Source organism: Wandonia sp., assembly GCF_984588085.1.
Genome location: NZ_CFIGVI010000031.1, coordinates 18,504 through 35,344, shown reverse-complemented (window position 1 = coordinate 35,344; position 16,841 = coordinate 18,504). Strand labels below are relative to the sequence as shown.

At 41.4% G+C, this 16,841-nt stretch carries 11 protein-coding genes; 8 read left to right on the top strand and 3 right to left on the bottom strand.

Going from position 1 to position 16,841, the window contains the following annotated elements:
- Positions 1-167 precede the first annotated feature (167 nt).
- Positions 168-3,896, bottom strand: coding sequence for a PKD domain-containing protein (locus AC4PL9_RS11310; RefSeq protein ID WP_491604861.1), 3,729 nt, complete (start codon positions 3,894-3,896; stop codon positions 168-170).
- Positions 3,897-4,094: 198 nt separating this feature from the next.
- Between AC4PL9_RS11310 and mbhE the strand changes: the two genes are divergently transcribed.
- The 7 genes from mbhE to mnhG are packed head-to-tail and all read left to right on the top strand — an operon-like array spanning position 4,095 to position 9,795.
- Positions 4,095-6,380 carry a hydrogen gas-evolving membrane-bound hydrogenase subunit E gene (gene mbhE, locus AC4PL9_RS11305; protein WP_491604860.1) on the top strand — a complete coding sequence of 762 codons (2,286 nt, stop codon included), beginning with the start codon at positions 4,095-4,097 and terminating at the stop codon, positions 6,378-6,380.
- A gap of 3 nt (positions 6,381-6,383) precedes the next feature.
- The gene (locus AC4PL9_RS11300) at positions 6,384-6,797 is read left to right on the top strand and encodes a Na+/H+ antiporter subunit B (protein ID WP_343784297.1); all 414 of its coding nucleotides are present in this window, start codon (positions 6,384-6,386) and stop codon (positions 6,795-6,797) included.
- 6 nt (positions 6,798-6,803) lie between these two features.
- The gene (locus AC4PL9_RS11295) at positions 6,804-7,157 is read left to right on the top strand and encodes a Na+/H+ antiporter subunit C (RefSeq protein ID WP_491604859.1); all 354 of its coding nucleotides are present in this window, start codon (positions 6,804-6,806) and stop codon (positions 7,155-7,157) included.
- Entirely contained in the window at positions 7,154-8,662 is a 1,509-nt protein-coding gene (locus AC4PL9_RS11290; protein ID WP_491604858.1) for a proton-conducting transporter transmembrane domain-containing protein, read from the top strand. The genes AC4PL9_RS11295 and AC4PL9_RS11290 overlap by 4 nt, the downstream gene beginning before the upstream one ends.
- A 5-nt stretch (positions 8,663-8,667) precedes the next feature.
- Positions 8,668-9,144: a Na+/H+ antiporter subunit E gene (locus AC4PL9_RS11285; protein WP_491604857.1), complete on the top strand. Its 477-nt coding sequence runs from the start codon at positions 8,668-8,670 to the stop codon at positions 9,142-9,144.
- Positions 9,141-9,416, top strand: a complete 276-nt coding sequence (locus tag AC4PL9_RS11280; protein ID WP_343784289.1) for a cation:proton antiporter — start codon at positions 9,141-9,143, stop codon at positions 9,414-9,416. Before AC4PL9_RS11285 ends, AC4PL9_RS11280 begins: the two co-directional genes overlap by 4 nt.
- Positions 9,409-9,795 (top strand): monovalent cation/H(+) antiporter subunit G, encoded by a 387-nt coding sequence (gene mnhG / locus AC4PL9_RS11275; RefSeq protein WP_491604856.1) that lies wholly within the window; start codon positions 9,409-9,411, stop codon positions 9,793-9,795. The genes AC4PL9_RS11280 and mnhG overlap by 8 nt, the downstream gene beginning before the upstream one ends.
- On the opposite strand, the gene AC4PL9_RS11270 is transcribed toward mnhG, so the two are convergent.
- Positions 9,792-12,047 (bottom strand): inorganic phosphate transporter, encoded by a 2,256-nt coding sequence (locus AC4PL9_RS11270; protein ID WP_491604855.1) that lies wholly within the window; start codon positions 12,045-12,047, stop codon positions 9,792-9,794. The two genes, mnhG and AC4PL9_RS11270, sit on opposite strands and share 4 nt — an antisense overlap.
- Before the next feature lie 179 nt (positions 12,048-12,226).
- Between AC4PL9_RS11270 and AC4PL9_RS11265 the strand changes: the two genes are divergently transcribed.
- The gene (locus tag AC4PL9_RS11265) at positions 12,227-15,652 is read left to right on the top strand and encodes a DUF8818 domain-containing protein (protein WP_491604854.1); all 3,426 of its coding nucleotides are present in this window, start codon (positions 12,227-12,229) and stop codon (positions 15,650-15,652) included.
- Here AC4PL9_RS11265 and AC4PL9_RS11260 read toward each other — a convergent pair.
- A complete protein-coding gene (locus AC4PL9_RS11260) occupies positions 15,649-16,809 on the bottom strand; it encodes a 1-deoxy-D-xylulose-5-phosphate reductoisomerase (RefSeq protein ID WP_491604853.1) in 1,161 nt (386 codons plus the stop codon). The genes AC4PL9_RS11265 and AC4PL9_RS11260 overlap by 4 nt on opposite strands.
- Positions 16,810-16,841 lie beyond the last annotated feature (32 nt).

The following is a 16,841-nucleotide window of genomic DNA, read 5'->3' as shown; positions in this document are numbered from 1 at the left end:
GGAATCGAACCCGCACTCCCGAAAGAACTGGATTTTGAATCCAGCGCGTCTACCAGTTCCGCCACCCGGGCGGGGTAACAACATAATTGTTGTTTAGGGCATGCAAATTTACGATAATTGTCGTTACGTGCAATTATTTCTTAAAATAAATTTACCCTGTAGATCGGTTACTCACGAACCAATGTCAAAAATCCATGCTCGTTGACCGCTACTCCATCATATTGCGTGCCTATCAGTTTATAAAAATACACCCCTTCCGAACACAGTTCCCCGGATTTATTCTTTCCGTCCCACAATAATACACCATCCTGATCAAATGCCTCGTACATAACATTTCCCCATCGGTTAAGAATGACAATGTCGTATGAAGTAAATACAGGTTCTTTGAGCACAAAAAGGTCATTTATTCCGTCTCCGTTTGCTGTTAATACATTAGGTATGTACAAATCTGCATTAATAATTACCGGAACAGACGTAGTATCCGTACAACCCAGTGCATCTGTTACAACTAACTGGATGGTATAATACCCCGGTTTTTGCCATTCGTAAGAAAACCCTCCTCCTGTTTCCGTAGAAAAGGAATCCGAACCAAACAACCACTCCCAGTTTACCAGCCCCCCGGTTCCTCCGTAGGATTGATCAAAGATATTCATCGGCTCGTATACATCCGTTTCCTGCGGATTAACTGAAAAATCAGCTACTACCGGTGTAATGATCTCAGTAATCGGTGGCATGGGGTATTCCACCGAACAATTATTTCCGTCCTGAATAATGGCGAGTGGCAAATACGTTCCGGGTAATGAATATGTATATTCAAAAGGTTCCAGCGTATTTACAACTTCCCCGTCTCCCATTTGCCAGGTAATTGTTTCCACGTTCACCAATTCGGAAGGAGTAAACAAATAAGCCGGTTCACAAAGTGTACCAACACTTGTCCATTCCACAACCCCTGAAGGTCCCCCGATCACAAGAATGTCCTCGTATATCACCTCATCCGAACAACCATATTCATCCGTAACCGCTAAAGAGATCGAATATGTCCCTGCAAAAACATACGTGTTACTCGGGTTTTCGAGTGTAGATGCATTATTGTCCCCAAAAGTCCAGCTCCACTGTGTAATTGCCCCATACGAGCCGGACTCATCCGTAAAATCGGCAAAAACGGGGGGGCAAACAAACTCTCCTTCGTCGTTTATATTGGATCCTGTGAAAGAAAAGTCTGCTTCAGCCTGCGGAATGGAAACAATAATAGTAGCTGTTGTGCTGTTCGTACATCCATTCTGATCTGTTACAATTAACTCAATCGTGTTGGTGGTAGCTACCTGACCCGTATCTTCAATAGCAAAAAAGCTTTCCAGATCATCCGTTACCGAAACACTCTGTCCGTTAATCAACCATTCCGAAGACACATAATCTGTAGACTGGTTAATCGCTGAAAAAGGAGCTTCATTACAAACAACCTCCGGAGCATCGAAGGCAGCCGTAGGAGATGTAAGTGTTGTCGTAACAGAAACCGGGTCGGAAACACAGCCATAGGCATCGGTTGCTACCATTGTCGTAGTATACGTTCCGTTCTGAGTAAATGTATAGGACACATTCTGTGACTGGTCATTGGTGGTTTGCTGGCTTCCATCTTCAAATGTCCATTCAAATGACGCCAGAGGGACACCATTGCCCTGCACCTGAGAAGTGTTGCCAAATGATACGGTCAAGGGTACACACCCCGCACTTTGCGACGGAGAAATGTGTGCCGTTGGTTCCTGTAGGACAATAAAGTCTTCATGTGTATAGGTTTCCGTACAACCGGCGCTATTGGTTACCTGCATACTAATATCGTAAGCTCCTGAATTTTGGTAGAGTTCGTTCACGCTTCCCTGTTGTACAACTGTTCCGTTGCCCATATCAAAAACCACATTAATAATCGGATGGGATGTTGTAGAATTATTAGAAACAAAGACTGAAGACAAGCGACATATTGTATCGTCCGACATTGCAATATCCGGAATGAGTTGAGAAATATTAATTTCTCTTGTTATACTATCCGAACACCCGGTAGTATAATTATGAACCACCTGTTTGATAAAATACGTACCATAGTTGGTATATGTATTGCTGGTAGAGCCCTGATCTGATCCTGAAAAAATAGCAGGCGAAAGAAAGGTTGTTCCATTTCCGTCTCCGAAGTCCCAGATCATTTCCACATCATCATTAACGGTTCCCAGAATCGCCTGGTCGTTAAAATCAACCTCCAGTGGTAATGTTTCATTACAAAACAACATGCTTTCCGGTGAAAAGTTGGCAATGGGAGCAATGATATAAACCGCATCGGTTGTCACTACCGTATCTGGGCAGCCTCTGAAATAAACAATCAGCTGTACATCAAAATAACCTGTATCAATCGGATAGGTATACGTAGGGTTTGGGTCAGTTGCCGTCCCTCCGTCTCCAAAGTCCCACTCGTACCGTATGTCCTCTTCATCGTATGGAACCGGAACAGTGACTGTGCTCTCAAATTCGAAGTCAGATTTGGCACATTCAGATGTCGGCGTATAAGTAAAACTTGCCTGTGGAGGAACTCCTACCTGAATATAGTCCTGTGTAATGGCTGTTTCCTGACATCCGCCATCCGTAGAGACGACCAATGTAATGGTATACTCTCCTTCCGAAAACAGTTGCGGAGGCGGGTTTTGTCCACTGTACGTATTACCATTACCAAAATCCCACTGCCAGGATGTAATGGGGTTATCAATAGGGTTCGGAGAAGATGACGTATCCGTAAAATTCACCTGAAGCTCTTCACAGCCTTCCAGTATATCCGCTTCAAAACCGACAATAAGTGGCGAAACTTCTATCAAATCCGTCATCGTTACTGTAGAGGAACACCCATTTTCATCCGTCTGCTGGAGTGTAACAGAATAGGTCCCGTTATTCGGATACACCTGATCCGGCGGATTGGCACCGGAAAAAGTTTGTCCGTTTCCGAAATTCCATTCAAAGCTTCCTCCGGAAGGTTGAGAGGTATTGGTAAACTGGACAGTAAGAGGTGAACATCCGTGTGTCGGTTGGATGTCAAATGAAGGAGAGGGACGATCAAAGACCTCTATTTCCATAGAGTAGGTATCATTACAACCCGTCGTTGTATTACCTGTTGTTAATATAACCGTATACACACCGGGGTTCTGATACGTATACACCGGATTCTGACTGGATGATACTGCTCCATTACCCAAATCATAGGACCAGGTATCCGGAGAACCAGAGGAAATATCTGTAAAAGAAATTGCTGTGCCTAAACAAACCTGTTGTCCACTAACCTGAAATTCCGCTGAAAAGGGAGCAACTGTTATCGTTTGCGTCAAATCATTCTGACAACCTGTTTCTGTTGCTGTTACACTCAGGTTGACCTCATAACTGCCTGCCTGATTATACACAATTCCCGAAGGAGCAGCCGAAGTTGAGGTCTGTCCGTTTCCAAAATCCCACGCATACGTGTAATTTCCTTGTGGTTGAACAGCTGAAAACACAGGAGAATAGGGTACTTCGCATCCGGACAAAGGTGTTTGAAAATTAACTGCAGGTAGCGGATGTACCGTTATAAAATTTGCTTTTACCTCTGCAACAGAAACAGATCCGTCTGAAACCGTAAGCGTTATATTGTAATTCCCGGCTGCGGTGTAGGTATGAGTCGGGTTGGCTTGCGTTGATGTATTTCCGTCTCCGAAATTCCATAACCAGGAAGAAATGGAGCCCCCGGAAGCAGAAGAAAGATCCGTAAAGTTGATTGGTTCACCCACACAAACACTTCTCGGAGAGGCCGAAAAATTTGCGGTTACCTGGGCAGAAACCTGACACATCAGTAAAAAACTTAAAAACAATATCCGGCTTTGTAAATTCATAAATCATGTGTTTCGGTATGTTTATAACAACTTTGGTTTGGGTTCTTTAACTGCTTTCATGACGAACAGATAAGAAATAAAGTTGGCTGGCGTTTTAACATAATCCTTTTATAAAAGGCACCCGGAAACAGAGTCACATGCCGAAATTCTTCTTTTTCTATCAGATAAACCTTAAATTAGCGAAAAAATGTACCCCTGATGATTGCAGCTGTACTGGCAGGCTTTATTCTCGCCCCGGTTTTTGCTTTTTCCAAAAAACTTTTGGTTGAAAAGACGGCGAAATTTTTCGCTTTATTACCTCTGATTCTGTTTGTTTACTTTGCTTCTTTTACAGGACAAGTAGCTTCCGGAGAGGTCTTTGATTTTACCTATTCCTGGGTTCCTTCTCTTGGTATTGATCTGAATTTCAGAATTGACGGGCTTTCAACTTTATTTCTGTTGCTGATCACCGGTGTGGGAACACTCGTGTTTTTTTATACTTCCAATTATCTGAAAGGTCATGAAAAACTCTCCCGTTTTTATGCGTATCTGAGTCTTTTTATGGCCTCCATGATTGGGTTGGTTCTTTCCGATAACGTTTTTCTGTTGTTTATTTTCTGGGAGTTAACAAGTATAAGCTCTTTCTTTTTAATTGGTTTTAACAACAGCCAGGAAGGCTCCAGAAAGTCCGCAATGACAGCACTTGCCATTACTGGTTTTGGTGGTCTTTTTCTGCTTTCTTTTGCTATTTTCTCAGAAGGTCTTACCGGCACCTCGCGCATTAGTGAAATGGCAGAAATGACAGAGGTTTTTGGTACAGGCACATCCGCGATTCTATTGTTGATCTTCCTTTTAGTTGCTGCGTTTACCAAGTCAGCGCAATTTCCTTTTCACTTCTGGCTTCCCGGAGCAATGAAAGCCCCGACTCCTGTATCAACGTATTTACACTCGGCAACGATGGTAAAAGCCGGTGTTTTTCTTTTACTCCGTTTTTCTCCACATTTTTCGCTTAACGAATGGTGGGGTCCCGTACTTATTCTTTTCGGAGCCATCACAATGGTATATGCTGCTATACACACCCTTTTCAGAACGGATATGAAGGGAGTACTTGCCTATTCTACCATCAGTGCTTTGGGAATACTGGTTTTTCTGATTGGATTAGGGAATAGTTATGCGCTAAGTGCAGCTCTTGTGTTTATTGTTGTTCACGCTTTATACAAAGCTGCATTATTCCTTGTAACCGGAATTGTAGATCATAAAACAGGTACGCGGGATCTGACTGTGTTATCAGGTTTACGCAGCTTCATGTGGCCCGTTGCTATTGCCGGGTTTGTTTCAGCTGCCTCCAGTGCGGGAATTCCGCTTTTTATCGGTTTTATTGGTAAAGATCTCATTTACGAAGGAACGTTGCACAGCACTATGATCTGGACAACGGTTGTTGCTGTGCTTACTAATTTTCTTCTCGGTTATGCAGGATTTGCGGTTGGAATTAAGCCTTTTACCGGACCCAAACCCGAGAAAAGTGTTGCGAAACCCTCTCCTGTACTTTGGTTTCCTCCTGTACTTCTGGCTGCCGGAAGCCTTGTATTCGGGCTTTTCCCCGGATTACTGGAGGGAATTGTTATCCCAGCCTATCAGGTGACGGGGGGGCAGGACTTCCATCCCTTGAAAATCTGGCACGGATTTAACCTTGTTCTTCTGCTTAGTGGTGGTACCATTCTTTTGGCAATCCTGTTATATCGCTTCTGGAAATTAAACCCCGGGAAAGAAACTTTTATTTCCCGTTTTGAGCCGATTGCACCCAAAACGATTCTACTTAAAGCAGCTATTTTGTTTGAAAAAGCAGCTAAATTCTGGACCCGGACCGCTCAAAATGGTCATTTACGAAACTACGTTCTCATTATTATAGTTGCATTGATCGGTGCACTGATTTATCACCTGATCGGAAGCCCACTCACTTATCTGGATCAATTGATCTGGACTCCTTTGGAATGGGGAGAAGTAGTAGTCGTTTCGATTATGTTTATTGCCATCATCTTCACAGTATTCAGTAAATCGCGACTGGCAGCTGTTGCCGGACTGGGAGTAGTGGGTTACGCCATGTGTTTCATTTTCGTATTCTTCAGTGCTCCCGATCTTGCCATGACCCAATTCACGATAGACACGCTGACAGTTATATTGTTTGTACTCGTTTTGTATCGACTTCCTCCTTATCTGAAGCTGACAAACAACCGGTTACGAATCCGGGACGGTGTTGTTTCATTGGCATTTGGTGCGTTGATTACTTTGCTTGCTCTTGAAGTAATGAACGAATCACCGGCCCGTCTGATCAGTGAGTTTTATGCGGAGTCCTCCTATCTGAAAGCAAAAGGAAAAAATGTTGTAAACGTTATTCTGGTTGATTTCCGGGGAATTGATACCTTAATAGAAATTACGGTCTTGTCTATCGCTGCCATCGGAGTTTTCGGATTATTGAAGTTACGATTGAAGAAAAGTGAAAAATAGAATATGAAAAGTATTATATTAAAAACAGCATCCAATTATCTGCTCCCTTTGTTGTTGCTGTTCTCCGTGTTTGTTTTACTCCGGGGACACTATTTGCCCGGAGGAGGATTTATCGGAGGGTTGGTTGCGTCCATTGCATTTGTTCTGCATGCCTTTGCCAATGGTTTGTCCAACACAAAAAACTTACTGCGTGTGCACCCTGGGTTTTTTATTCCCGCCGGGTTAACTCTCAGCCTGGGAAGTGGATTTGCTCCCATGGTACTAAAACAACTCCCTTTCATGACAGGAGTCTGGTTTAAAGATCCTATTCCTGTAATCGGAATGATCGGAAGTCCTTTGTTTTTCGATATAGGCGTCTATTTTGTCGTTATCGGAGTGAGTTTAACTATCATATTTACCATATCTGAATCAGCATAACGTTTTATGGAACTGATACTTGCAATATTAACAGGCGTTTTATACGCAGCGGGGATTTATCTTATCCTCCGCCGAAGTCTTGTAAAGCTTATTATCGGACTGGTTTTACTGGGAAATGCTATCAACCTTCTTATTTTCCTGATGGGTGGTTTGGTTGAGGGAAACCCTCCTATTATATCGGGAGATGAAAAAGTTCTTGCAGAAGGGTTTGCCGACCCTGTTCCCCAGGCCTTGATACTAACAGCGATTGTCATCAGCTTCGGGTTGCAGTCTTTCGCAATCGTATTAATTAAGCGGGCATATCAGGTAGTCAAAACCGATGACCTGGATCAAATGAACACAACAGACAAAATAGAATGACAACAAACTTTATTATATATCCCATCCTTTACCAGGCAATCACTGCAATTCTCCTGATGTTTTTCTGGAGAAACCCTAAAACGCAGCGTTTATTGAGTATTTTATCAAGCTCATTTGGATTACTGCTTGCTGTTTCTCTTTTCGTTTTTATCTGGTTAAACGGAACAACTGCCTTACAGGCCGGAAACTGGGCTGCTCCCTTCGGAATTACCATGGTAGCAGATACATTCAGTGCTTCGCTGGTTGTCCTTACTCATATTGTTGCGCTTGCTGCCTCTATTTATTCCAGTGAAAAGGTTATTTCTTCGCGAATCAAATTCGGATATTTCCCTATTTTCCATCTTCTGATTATGGGGTTGACAGGAGCCTTCCTTACAGGCGACATTTTCAATCTGTATGTCTGGTTTGAAATCATCATCATCAGTTCCTTTGTTCTTCTTACGTTGGGCGGGCGTCATCATCAAATTGAAGGAGCAGTAAAGTACTTTACGCTCAATATGCTGGCGTCTATTATTTTTCTGACAGCTATTGCTCTTTTATATGGTATCACCGGTTCGTTGAACATGGCTGAATTGTCTGTGATTGTTCCACAGATAGAAAACAAAGGGCTTGTACAATTGATTGCTATTATCTTTTTTACCGGGTTTGGAATAAAAGCAGGCGTCTTTCCTCTTTATTTCTGGCTACCAGCTTCGTATCATGCTCCCCCTGCTGCCGTTTCGGCAGTATTTGGTGGTCTTCTTACCAAAGTGGGCGTATATGCACTTATCCGGGTTTTTACCTTGATCTTTGATTTGGATGAGTTTAATTCAACGTTGATTATGGTTACCGCTGCACTTACTTTATTAAGTGGTGGTTTAGGCGCTTTGGTTCAAAAAGATATCATCAAGGTTTTCTCGTATCTCATTATCTGTCACATTGGTTTCATGATCGCCGGGTTAAGTATGAATTCGCAAGTTGCTTTAATCGGTGCTGTCTTCTATATGTTCCACGATATAATTATCAAATCCAACCTGTTTCTTATTAGTGGACTTACCTCTTCTATTATGGGAAGCAGTAAGCTCGAAAAAATGGGTGGATTACTCAATGCTTATCCAAAGATTTCTCTACTGATTGCAATTCCCCTGTTTGCTCTTGTAGGAATCCCTCCCTTGTCCGGGTTTTGGCCAAAACTTTCTCTTTTTGGTGCTTCTCTCTCTACCGGAAATTATACCATGCTGGCGTTTATGATTTTCGCAAGTTTTATTACCTTGTTTATAATTGCCCGAATCTGGAATCAGGTTGTAGCCAAACCTAAACCGGATAAATTTCCCGAAAATGGTTTTAACACGTATTCATTTAAGCAAAAAGCGGCCTTTATTGTTCCCATTGTTTTATTGAGTTTAGTGACTCTGTATATCAGTTTCGGGGCCGAGCACATTCAGATTCTGGCTGAGCGTATTTCTAACGAATTATTAAATACCGAACAATACTATCAGGCTGTTTTCAAAACCATTAATCCTTAAGTAGTATGAGAATACAGTTTTTATTAAATATAATACTCACAATTGTCTGGATGTTTCTGACCGGAAGTCTGGAGGTAATTAACTTTGTCTTTGGTTTTATTCTCAGCTTTTTCGTTTTATGGGTTATTAGTCACACCAATAAAAGCAATAAATATTTTTACCTTGCTCCCCGGATCATAGGTTTCTTTTTTTATTTTCTCTACGAATTATTCCGGGCAAATATTTTAGTTGCCGCCGATGTTGTGACTCCGAAATTTTATATGAAACCCGGAATCGTCGAAGTTCCTTTAGATGCTAAAAGTAATCTCGAAATTACTCTGTTGGCAAATTTAATTTCACTTACTCCCGGAACGCTTAGTCTGGATGTTTCTCACGACCGGAAAGTGTTATACGTACACGCTATGTATATTGAGGATAAAGAGAAGTTTATCCGGAGTATCAAAAATGGTTTTGAAAAACGATTATTAGCAATTCTACGATGACTTTACAAGAATATATCCATTATATTATTATACCTATCCTGAGTTTATCCGGGGTTTTGGTTTTCATCCGATTTCTCATCGGACCCAGTCTTTCAGACCGGGTTGTTGCACTGGATTTACTGATAACCATTGGGATCGGTATTATAGCTGTTTATAGTATTGTCAATAAGCGTGAAACGTTTCTCGATATTGCTATGATACTTGCGCTCATAGCTTTCCTGAGTACGGTTGCTTTTTCTTATTACCTTGAAAAAAGAAAAAAAAATGAATGAGTTATTCATGATTGTCGTTATTTCGCTGGGGACTCTTTTTATCCTGCTTGCTGCCATCGGGCTCGTACGTATGCCGGATCTGTACCTGCGTATTTCTGTTACTACTAAAGCAGCTACATTAGGTGTCGGTCTGTTGTTAGCCGGTACAGCACTGTATTTTTTTGAGGTTTCTACCACCACACGGGCACTGGCCATTATTATATTCCTCTTTTTGACAGCCCCTATCGGTGCACACCTCATTGGAAGAACCTCTTATTTTGTCGGGACACCCTTGTGGAAACGCTCGGTAATAGATGACCTGAAAGGAAAATATGATAAACGTACCCGTGAGTTAATGAGCTCGGAAGAAGAACGGAAGAGAGCAGAAGAGCAGAACTAACTTTCTTTCAGTTCAGGAACATTACTTTCATCAATAGCTTTCAGAAACTCCAAGTAATAATCTGCCAAATGAATAGATGCATTAATCATATCCACTGTACGGATATAGATTGAGACAATCAGGTAACTTAACCGGGGGCTCATTTGCTGGTTATCATGATTAAATACACGGATGATCAATTTCTGTATTTTGACCGTATCCTCCCGCATTTGCTCAACGGATTTTCTCAGTAATCGTATGCTGTTTTTATCAATGGCATCATCCAGAAGTTTATACGTATCACGAATCGCTTCTTCCAGATTTTCCAAATCTCTTTTAAATTCGTTCTTCAGCGGTGTATGTTCATTTTCAACATACTCAGATGATATTTCGGATAGTTTTGATGTTATTACAGACAAATGCTGAACCTGACCGATCACCGAAATAAAAAACTGCATGTGAATCGTTTCTTTATGTTTGCTCGCCTGCACGTGATATAAAAAGGCCCTGTTCAAATCATCTGAAATTTCTTTTATTTCATCTGATTTCGATTTCGCTCTTCGTAGATTCTTTCTGTTTTCGTCCAACAGCCCCTTAATAGATTGTTTATAGGTTTTACGTACGAGATTCAGTGTAAACTGGACTTCATTTTTACTTTCATTAAACAGGACTTCTTCCGAAGGGTTGCGCATCAGGAACAATGGTCGTTGGCGTTGAGTCGAGTTTTGTACTTTTTTTCTGTGGCTCAACGTATTTTTCAGCAACAAGAAAAAAGCCAGTAATACCAATCCGCCAATACCATATACACCTGTTTTCAAAATAATAATAGCGAAAAGGGCTGCTGCTGAAAACGCAAGGATTGCAGTAAACAACCACCCTCCTATTACGTGAATAACTCCCGAAACCCGAAAAACAGCAGAGTCTCTGTCCCACGCTCTGTCTGCAAGAGAGGCTCCCATTGCAACCATAAACGAAACATACGTTGTCGATAAAGGGAGTTTGTAGGAGGTAGCTATGACAATAAGCAAACTCGCCACCATCAGGTTTACAGACGCTCGTACAAGATCAAATGCAGGGGGATCGATTTCGTTCTGTCTCGGGTAGAACCGCTCTTCAATATCTTCCCTAATCTTTTCAGGAACGATTTTACCAGTGTACTTACCTGTAAAAATTGCTCCACGGACCAGAATCCGGGATAAGGTATTCGGTTTAAACCGCTCTGCTCCTAATCCTTGTCTGCCCAGATTGATTTCTGTTTCCGTAACGGACCTTGCCTTTCGTGAAAACCACAACGTAAAAACCATTACAACTCCTGCCCCAAAAAGCACAATCGTATTAGACTTAACCGGATTATTTAACACTTCCATATTGAGCTGAACTGCGTCTATCCCACTACTGATATATGCCTCATAGCTGGTAAGTCCTCCGATGGCTACGCCGATAAAATTAACAAGGTCATTTCCGGCGAAAGCCATTGCCAGAGAAAATGTTCCCATAAGTACAACTACACGAAGTACGTTTACTTTAAACACAGCCAGAACAAAGTTTACAATTGTCCAGAAAACAAAACTTAAACCAACAATTAATAATTTATTGCCGGAAATCCAGTCTTTCGCTTCCGTACTCATAAACCCGGCTCCTTTCAGCCCTTTTACCAACAAGAAATACGTAATACTTGTTATGGCAACCGCACCAAATAAAGGTGCGACCAGTTTATTCACAGATTCATAGTGAAAGGTAAAAATCAGACGTGAGACATACTGTACAAGCAAACCAACTGAAAAAGCAATAAGAACAGAAAGAAAGATTCCCGAAATAATGATCAGTGCATTTCTTCCGTTTATATACTCTGAAAGTTCTGAGAGGCTTTCTCCTCCGGTTATAACGTTGTACATCGCCAGTGCTGTTGCTGCACCTAAAAGCTCAAAAACGATGGATACCGTTGTGGATGTTGGAAGCGCAAACGTATTAAAAAAATCAAGCAGAATAATATCCGTAAGCATTACTGCCAGGAATATGACCATAATCTCATCGAAGAAGAACTTATCCGGGTGGAAAATTCCTTTTTGCGCAATTTCCATCATTCCGCCCGAACTCAGGGCTCCCAACAAGATACCTGCACTAGCAATCCACAGAATTACTTTTCTTCCGGCAACGCGGGAGCCAAGAGAAGAATTAAGAAAGTTTACAGCATCATTACTGACTCCTATTACCAGATCAATTACTGCCAGAACGAACAGTAGTATTACAAGATATAAATAATGGTCTCCCATCTACCAACAAATTAAGAACAAATGTGTCCAAATCAGGCGTAAACGAAGTTACGCTGTTTTTTAGTTTGTGTTAAGCTACTATTAACCCACTCATTCTGCTTATTTCTTCGTCATAACATTTTCTTTCTCCGTACGTTTGTATCTTAGCTTTGTTGAGAATTACGACTATATATCGGTTGTTGCTTTTCCTATTTTTGTGCCCGGCTTTTTTTTCCGGAGCTCAGGAGAATTCACTGCGTACAAAAACCATTGTTGCGGGAGATTCGCTTTATACATTGGATTCACTTACAATTTACTGGCCTTCTTTTTCTTTAACAACAATTTCGGGAGAAAAAGTTGCTTATGAAATCGATACTACACAAAATGCTGTCCGTTTACTGACTCATTTTGAAGACACTCTTTTAGCAGAATACAGAGTATTTGATTTCAACCTGCACTCCCCTGCATTCCATAAGGATACAAGTATTGTTTATAATGCAAAACCCGGTTTGGAAAACCCGTTTCTTTATGGTGCCGAGCCTCAAACAGAGGATTTTTTCGGAGGTTCGGGTCTTAAAAAGTCCGGAAGTATTTCCCGGGGAATTAATATTGGGAATGCTCAGAATTTATCGGTAAATTCTACATTGAATATGCAGCTATCCGGTGACATTTCTCCCAATCTTAAACTGATGGCCTCACTATCCGACGATAACATACCTATTCAGGCAGACGGAAACACAAATAAGCTTCAGGAGTTTGACCAATTATTTATCCAGTTATACAATGACGATTTCAAGTTAATTGCCGGAGATTTTTGGTTAAAGAAACCTACCGGCTATTTTATGACCTATAACAAAAGAGCACAGGGATTAACCGGGGAATATCGCTCTTTTCTGGATGAAGAAAAAACAAAATCATGGAAAATTTACGGAGGGGGTGCCTTTTCTAAAGGTAAGTTTAACCGTCAGCAAATACAAGGGGTAGAAGGAAATCAGGGACCTTATCGTCTGAGGGGTGCAGAAAATGAAAGCTTCATTATTGTTTTGGCAGGTACCGAACGCGTTTTTATTAATGGCGTGGAACTGGAACGAGGACAGGAATACGATTATGTAATGAACTACAACACTTCTGAGATAACATTTACTCCGCGCCAACCTATTAATAAAGATTCCCGGATTATTGTAGAGTTTCAGTATTCGGATCAGAATTATGCCCGATCGCTTTTTAACGGGGGAATTGAATACAACGGACCAAAAATGAAAGCCTGGTTAAACGCATATTCAGAACAGGATGCGAAAAACCAAACCATACAACAGGATTTATCTCCCGAGCAACGGTTCTACCTGTCTACAATTGGTGACAGTCTGGATAAAGCATTGATCTATGGAATTGATAGTATCGGTTTTCGGGATAATCAGGTGATGTATGCGCTCACCGACAGCCTTGGATATGATTCCGTACTGGTTTTTTCAGTCAGCCCTGATTCTGCCTTTTTCTCTCCCTCTTTCAGTATGGTGGGTGAAAACAAAGGAAACTACGTCTTTGATCGGTTTACTGCCTCAGGAAGAGTGTACAAATGGGTCGCTCCAGTGGGAGGAATACCACAGGGAAATTATGAGCCGGTTCGCATTATCATTACACCTAAAAAGCGGCAAATGATAACGGCAGGAGCTGAAATCAACCTAGGAAAAAAGATGCAGCTTTTCTCAGAAGTATCTTATACGAACAATGATATTAATACCTTTTCAAAGCTGGATCGGGGAGACAATGAATCTGTCGGGGCAAAAGTACGACTGGTAACAGATAATCCGCTCAGTCGTGATAGTAGTGCAAAATGGTCTTTTAAGTCCAATACGGGAATAGAATTTATCGGTGAAAATTTTGTTCCTGTTGAACGTTTCCGAACCGCCGAATTTGAACGTGACTGGAACGTTTTGAATGAACAGCTTTCGGGCTATCAGTTTATTGGGAACACAGATCTGCGTTTTGAACGTTTCCAAAAAGGATTTGTGGGAATTGTAGGAGAAACATTTGCCTGGGGTAACAATTTTACCGGGTTTAAGGGCGGACTAAACGGCGACTGGAAACACCGTGGGTTTTCTGCTAACTGGACCAGCAGTGTTGTAAGTACAACCGGTTTAAAAAGTTCACTGTTTGCCCGACACATGATCGATGTTTCGCAAACGATCTGGAAAGTGCGTATCGGATTTAAAGATGAACACGAATACAATCAGGTTGAACCGACAAACGGAATACATACGCTGGACAAAACCAGTTATCAGTTTATCGACTGGCAATTTTATATCATGCAGGCTGATTCAGCTAAAAACAATTTTAAAATCTACTACCGTCAACGGGATGATCAAATTAGTGATTCCTTCCGGTTGGCGAATGCTGCTGTAGCACGAAATCTGGGAGGAAGTTTCGACTGGATCAGTAATCCAAATTCTCAGTTGCGGACACTGGTAAACTACCGTATGCTGGAAATACGTGATACGAACCTGATCAATCAGAAACCGGAAAATACACTCTTAGGACGAATAGAATACAACCTGAATGTGTGGAAAGGTGCCATCAGGAGTTCTACCTTTTACGAAGTAGGAAGCGGATTGGAATTGAAACGGGAGTTCATTTATGTTGAAGTTGCCGCAGGAAGTGGTGTCTATACCTGGATAGATTATAATGGTGATGGTGTAAAAGACCTGAATGAATTTGAGGTCGCTGCCTATGAAGATCAGGCCAACTATGTCCGCATATTTACTCCTTCCGACCAGTATATTCGCACATTTACTAATGAATTTAGTCAAAGTTTATTTCTTCAGCCCGAGCGTGTCTGGGGACGAAAAAAAGGTTTTTTAAAGTTACTGTCGCGCTTTTCCAATCAAACACAATTGCGGGTTTCAAGAAAAACCGACAGCGAAACAGGAGCTGATGCATTTAATCCTTTTATTTCCTCTGCTGTTGACACAAACCTCATCTCAGCTTCTTCCTCATTAAGAAACACTTTTTTCTTTAATCGAACCAATCAGATTTTTGGTGCGGATTATACTTACCTGTCAACCAACAACAAAATTCTTCTGGCAAACGGTTTTGACCAACGTTCCAATAGGTATCATCAATTGAATGCCCGATGGAATATAAAGCGGAAGTTTACATTAAAACTGAGTGGCGAATTAGGAGAAAGAAGATCCGAGGCCGATTATACAAGCGGTCGGGATTTTGCTATCAATTATGTTAAGCTTAAACCCGAGCTTATTTATCAACCCAATACTGCGTTTCGGGTTTCTCTGCTCTACCGGGGTGAGGAAAAAAACAATACGCTAGGAAATCTTGAAAAAGCAGTAATTCATGATATTGGATTAGAAATACGCTATAATCAGGCAGAAAAAGGAAGTTTATCAGGTAATTTTAATGTAATAGGTATTCGTTTTAACGGAGATTTTAATAGTTCTGTAGGTTTCGAAATGCTTGAAGCGTTGCGACCCGGGACCAATTTTACCTGGGGAATAAACTATCAGCGTAACATCGGTAAAAATTTACAGCTTTCATTGCGGTATAATGGCCGAAAATCAGAAGAAAATAAAGCGATACACACTGGTGGTGTTGAGTTACGGGCATTTTTCTAGCTAAAAAGCCCTTTTAATACCTTCTCGCGGGCTAATGCATCCATTTGTTTATAATCCTCCAGATCAGGAGAAATAATTGTTTCTATCGACCGTAACACTGATTCGTTTATTTCTGCAATCTGTAAAAAACTTATTTTCCCATCCAGAAAGAGCTTCACCGTTTCTTCATTGGCTGCGTTAAGTACACATGGTGCTGTACCTCCCATTTCAAGTGCATCATACGCCAGTTGAAGATTTCTGAAGGTTTCTTTATCCGGCTTTTCAAATGTCCAGTTGGGATATTGCATAAAATCAAAACGAGGTGTTTCTCCCGGAAAACGATACGGGTACGTAAGTGCATACTGTATGGGAAGTTTCATATCCGGATTACCTATCTGCGCTTTAATAGATCCATCACTAAACTGAACCAGTGAATGGACAACCGATTGCGGATGCACCATGACATCTATCTGTTCGGGTTTTAGCCCAAATAACCAATAGGCTTCTATCACTTCCAAACCTTTATTCATCATGGTTGCGGAATCAATTGTGATTTTGTTGCCCATGTCCCAGTTTGGGTGATTTAGCGCTTCTTCAGCAGAAACGGATTCCAATTCGCTTCGCTTCTTACCTAAAAACGGTCCCCCTGATGCGGTAAGGTATATTTTATCAATCGGGTTGTGGTATTCTCCCGCCAAACACTGAAAAATAGCTGAATGTTCTGAATCCACCGGATAAATAGACACCCCTTTTTCTTTGGCTTTTCGTGTAACCAGATCTCCTGCTACAACCAGTGTTTCTTTGTTTGCAAGGGCAATATTCTTGCCTGCATTTATTGCCCGAAGTGTTGGGTAAAGTCCGGCAAAACCAACGATTGCAGTCAGTACAATCTGAATTTCTCCCATTTCCACAACCTGCTGTAATGCTTCGGCTCCGGTATATACTTTTATATCATCCTCCCAGAGGGCATTTTTTACCTCCTCATATCGCTGTTCATCTCCTATAACAACGGTATTGGGCTGAAATTTTTTTGCCTGGTGAATTAAAAGATCTGCATTTGTATTTGCTGTTAAAACAACCAGTTCAAACTGATCCGGAAAGGAGGCTATTACTTCCAATGCCTGTGTTCCTACAGAACCTGTAGAACCTAAAATTGCAACGCCTTTCTTCTTTTCCATTTCCGGCAGCAGGTTTTATGTTTAACAACTGG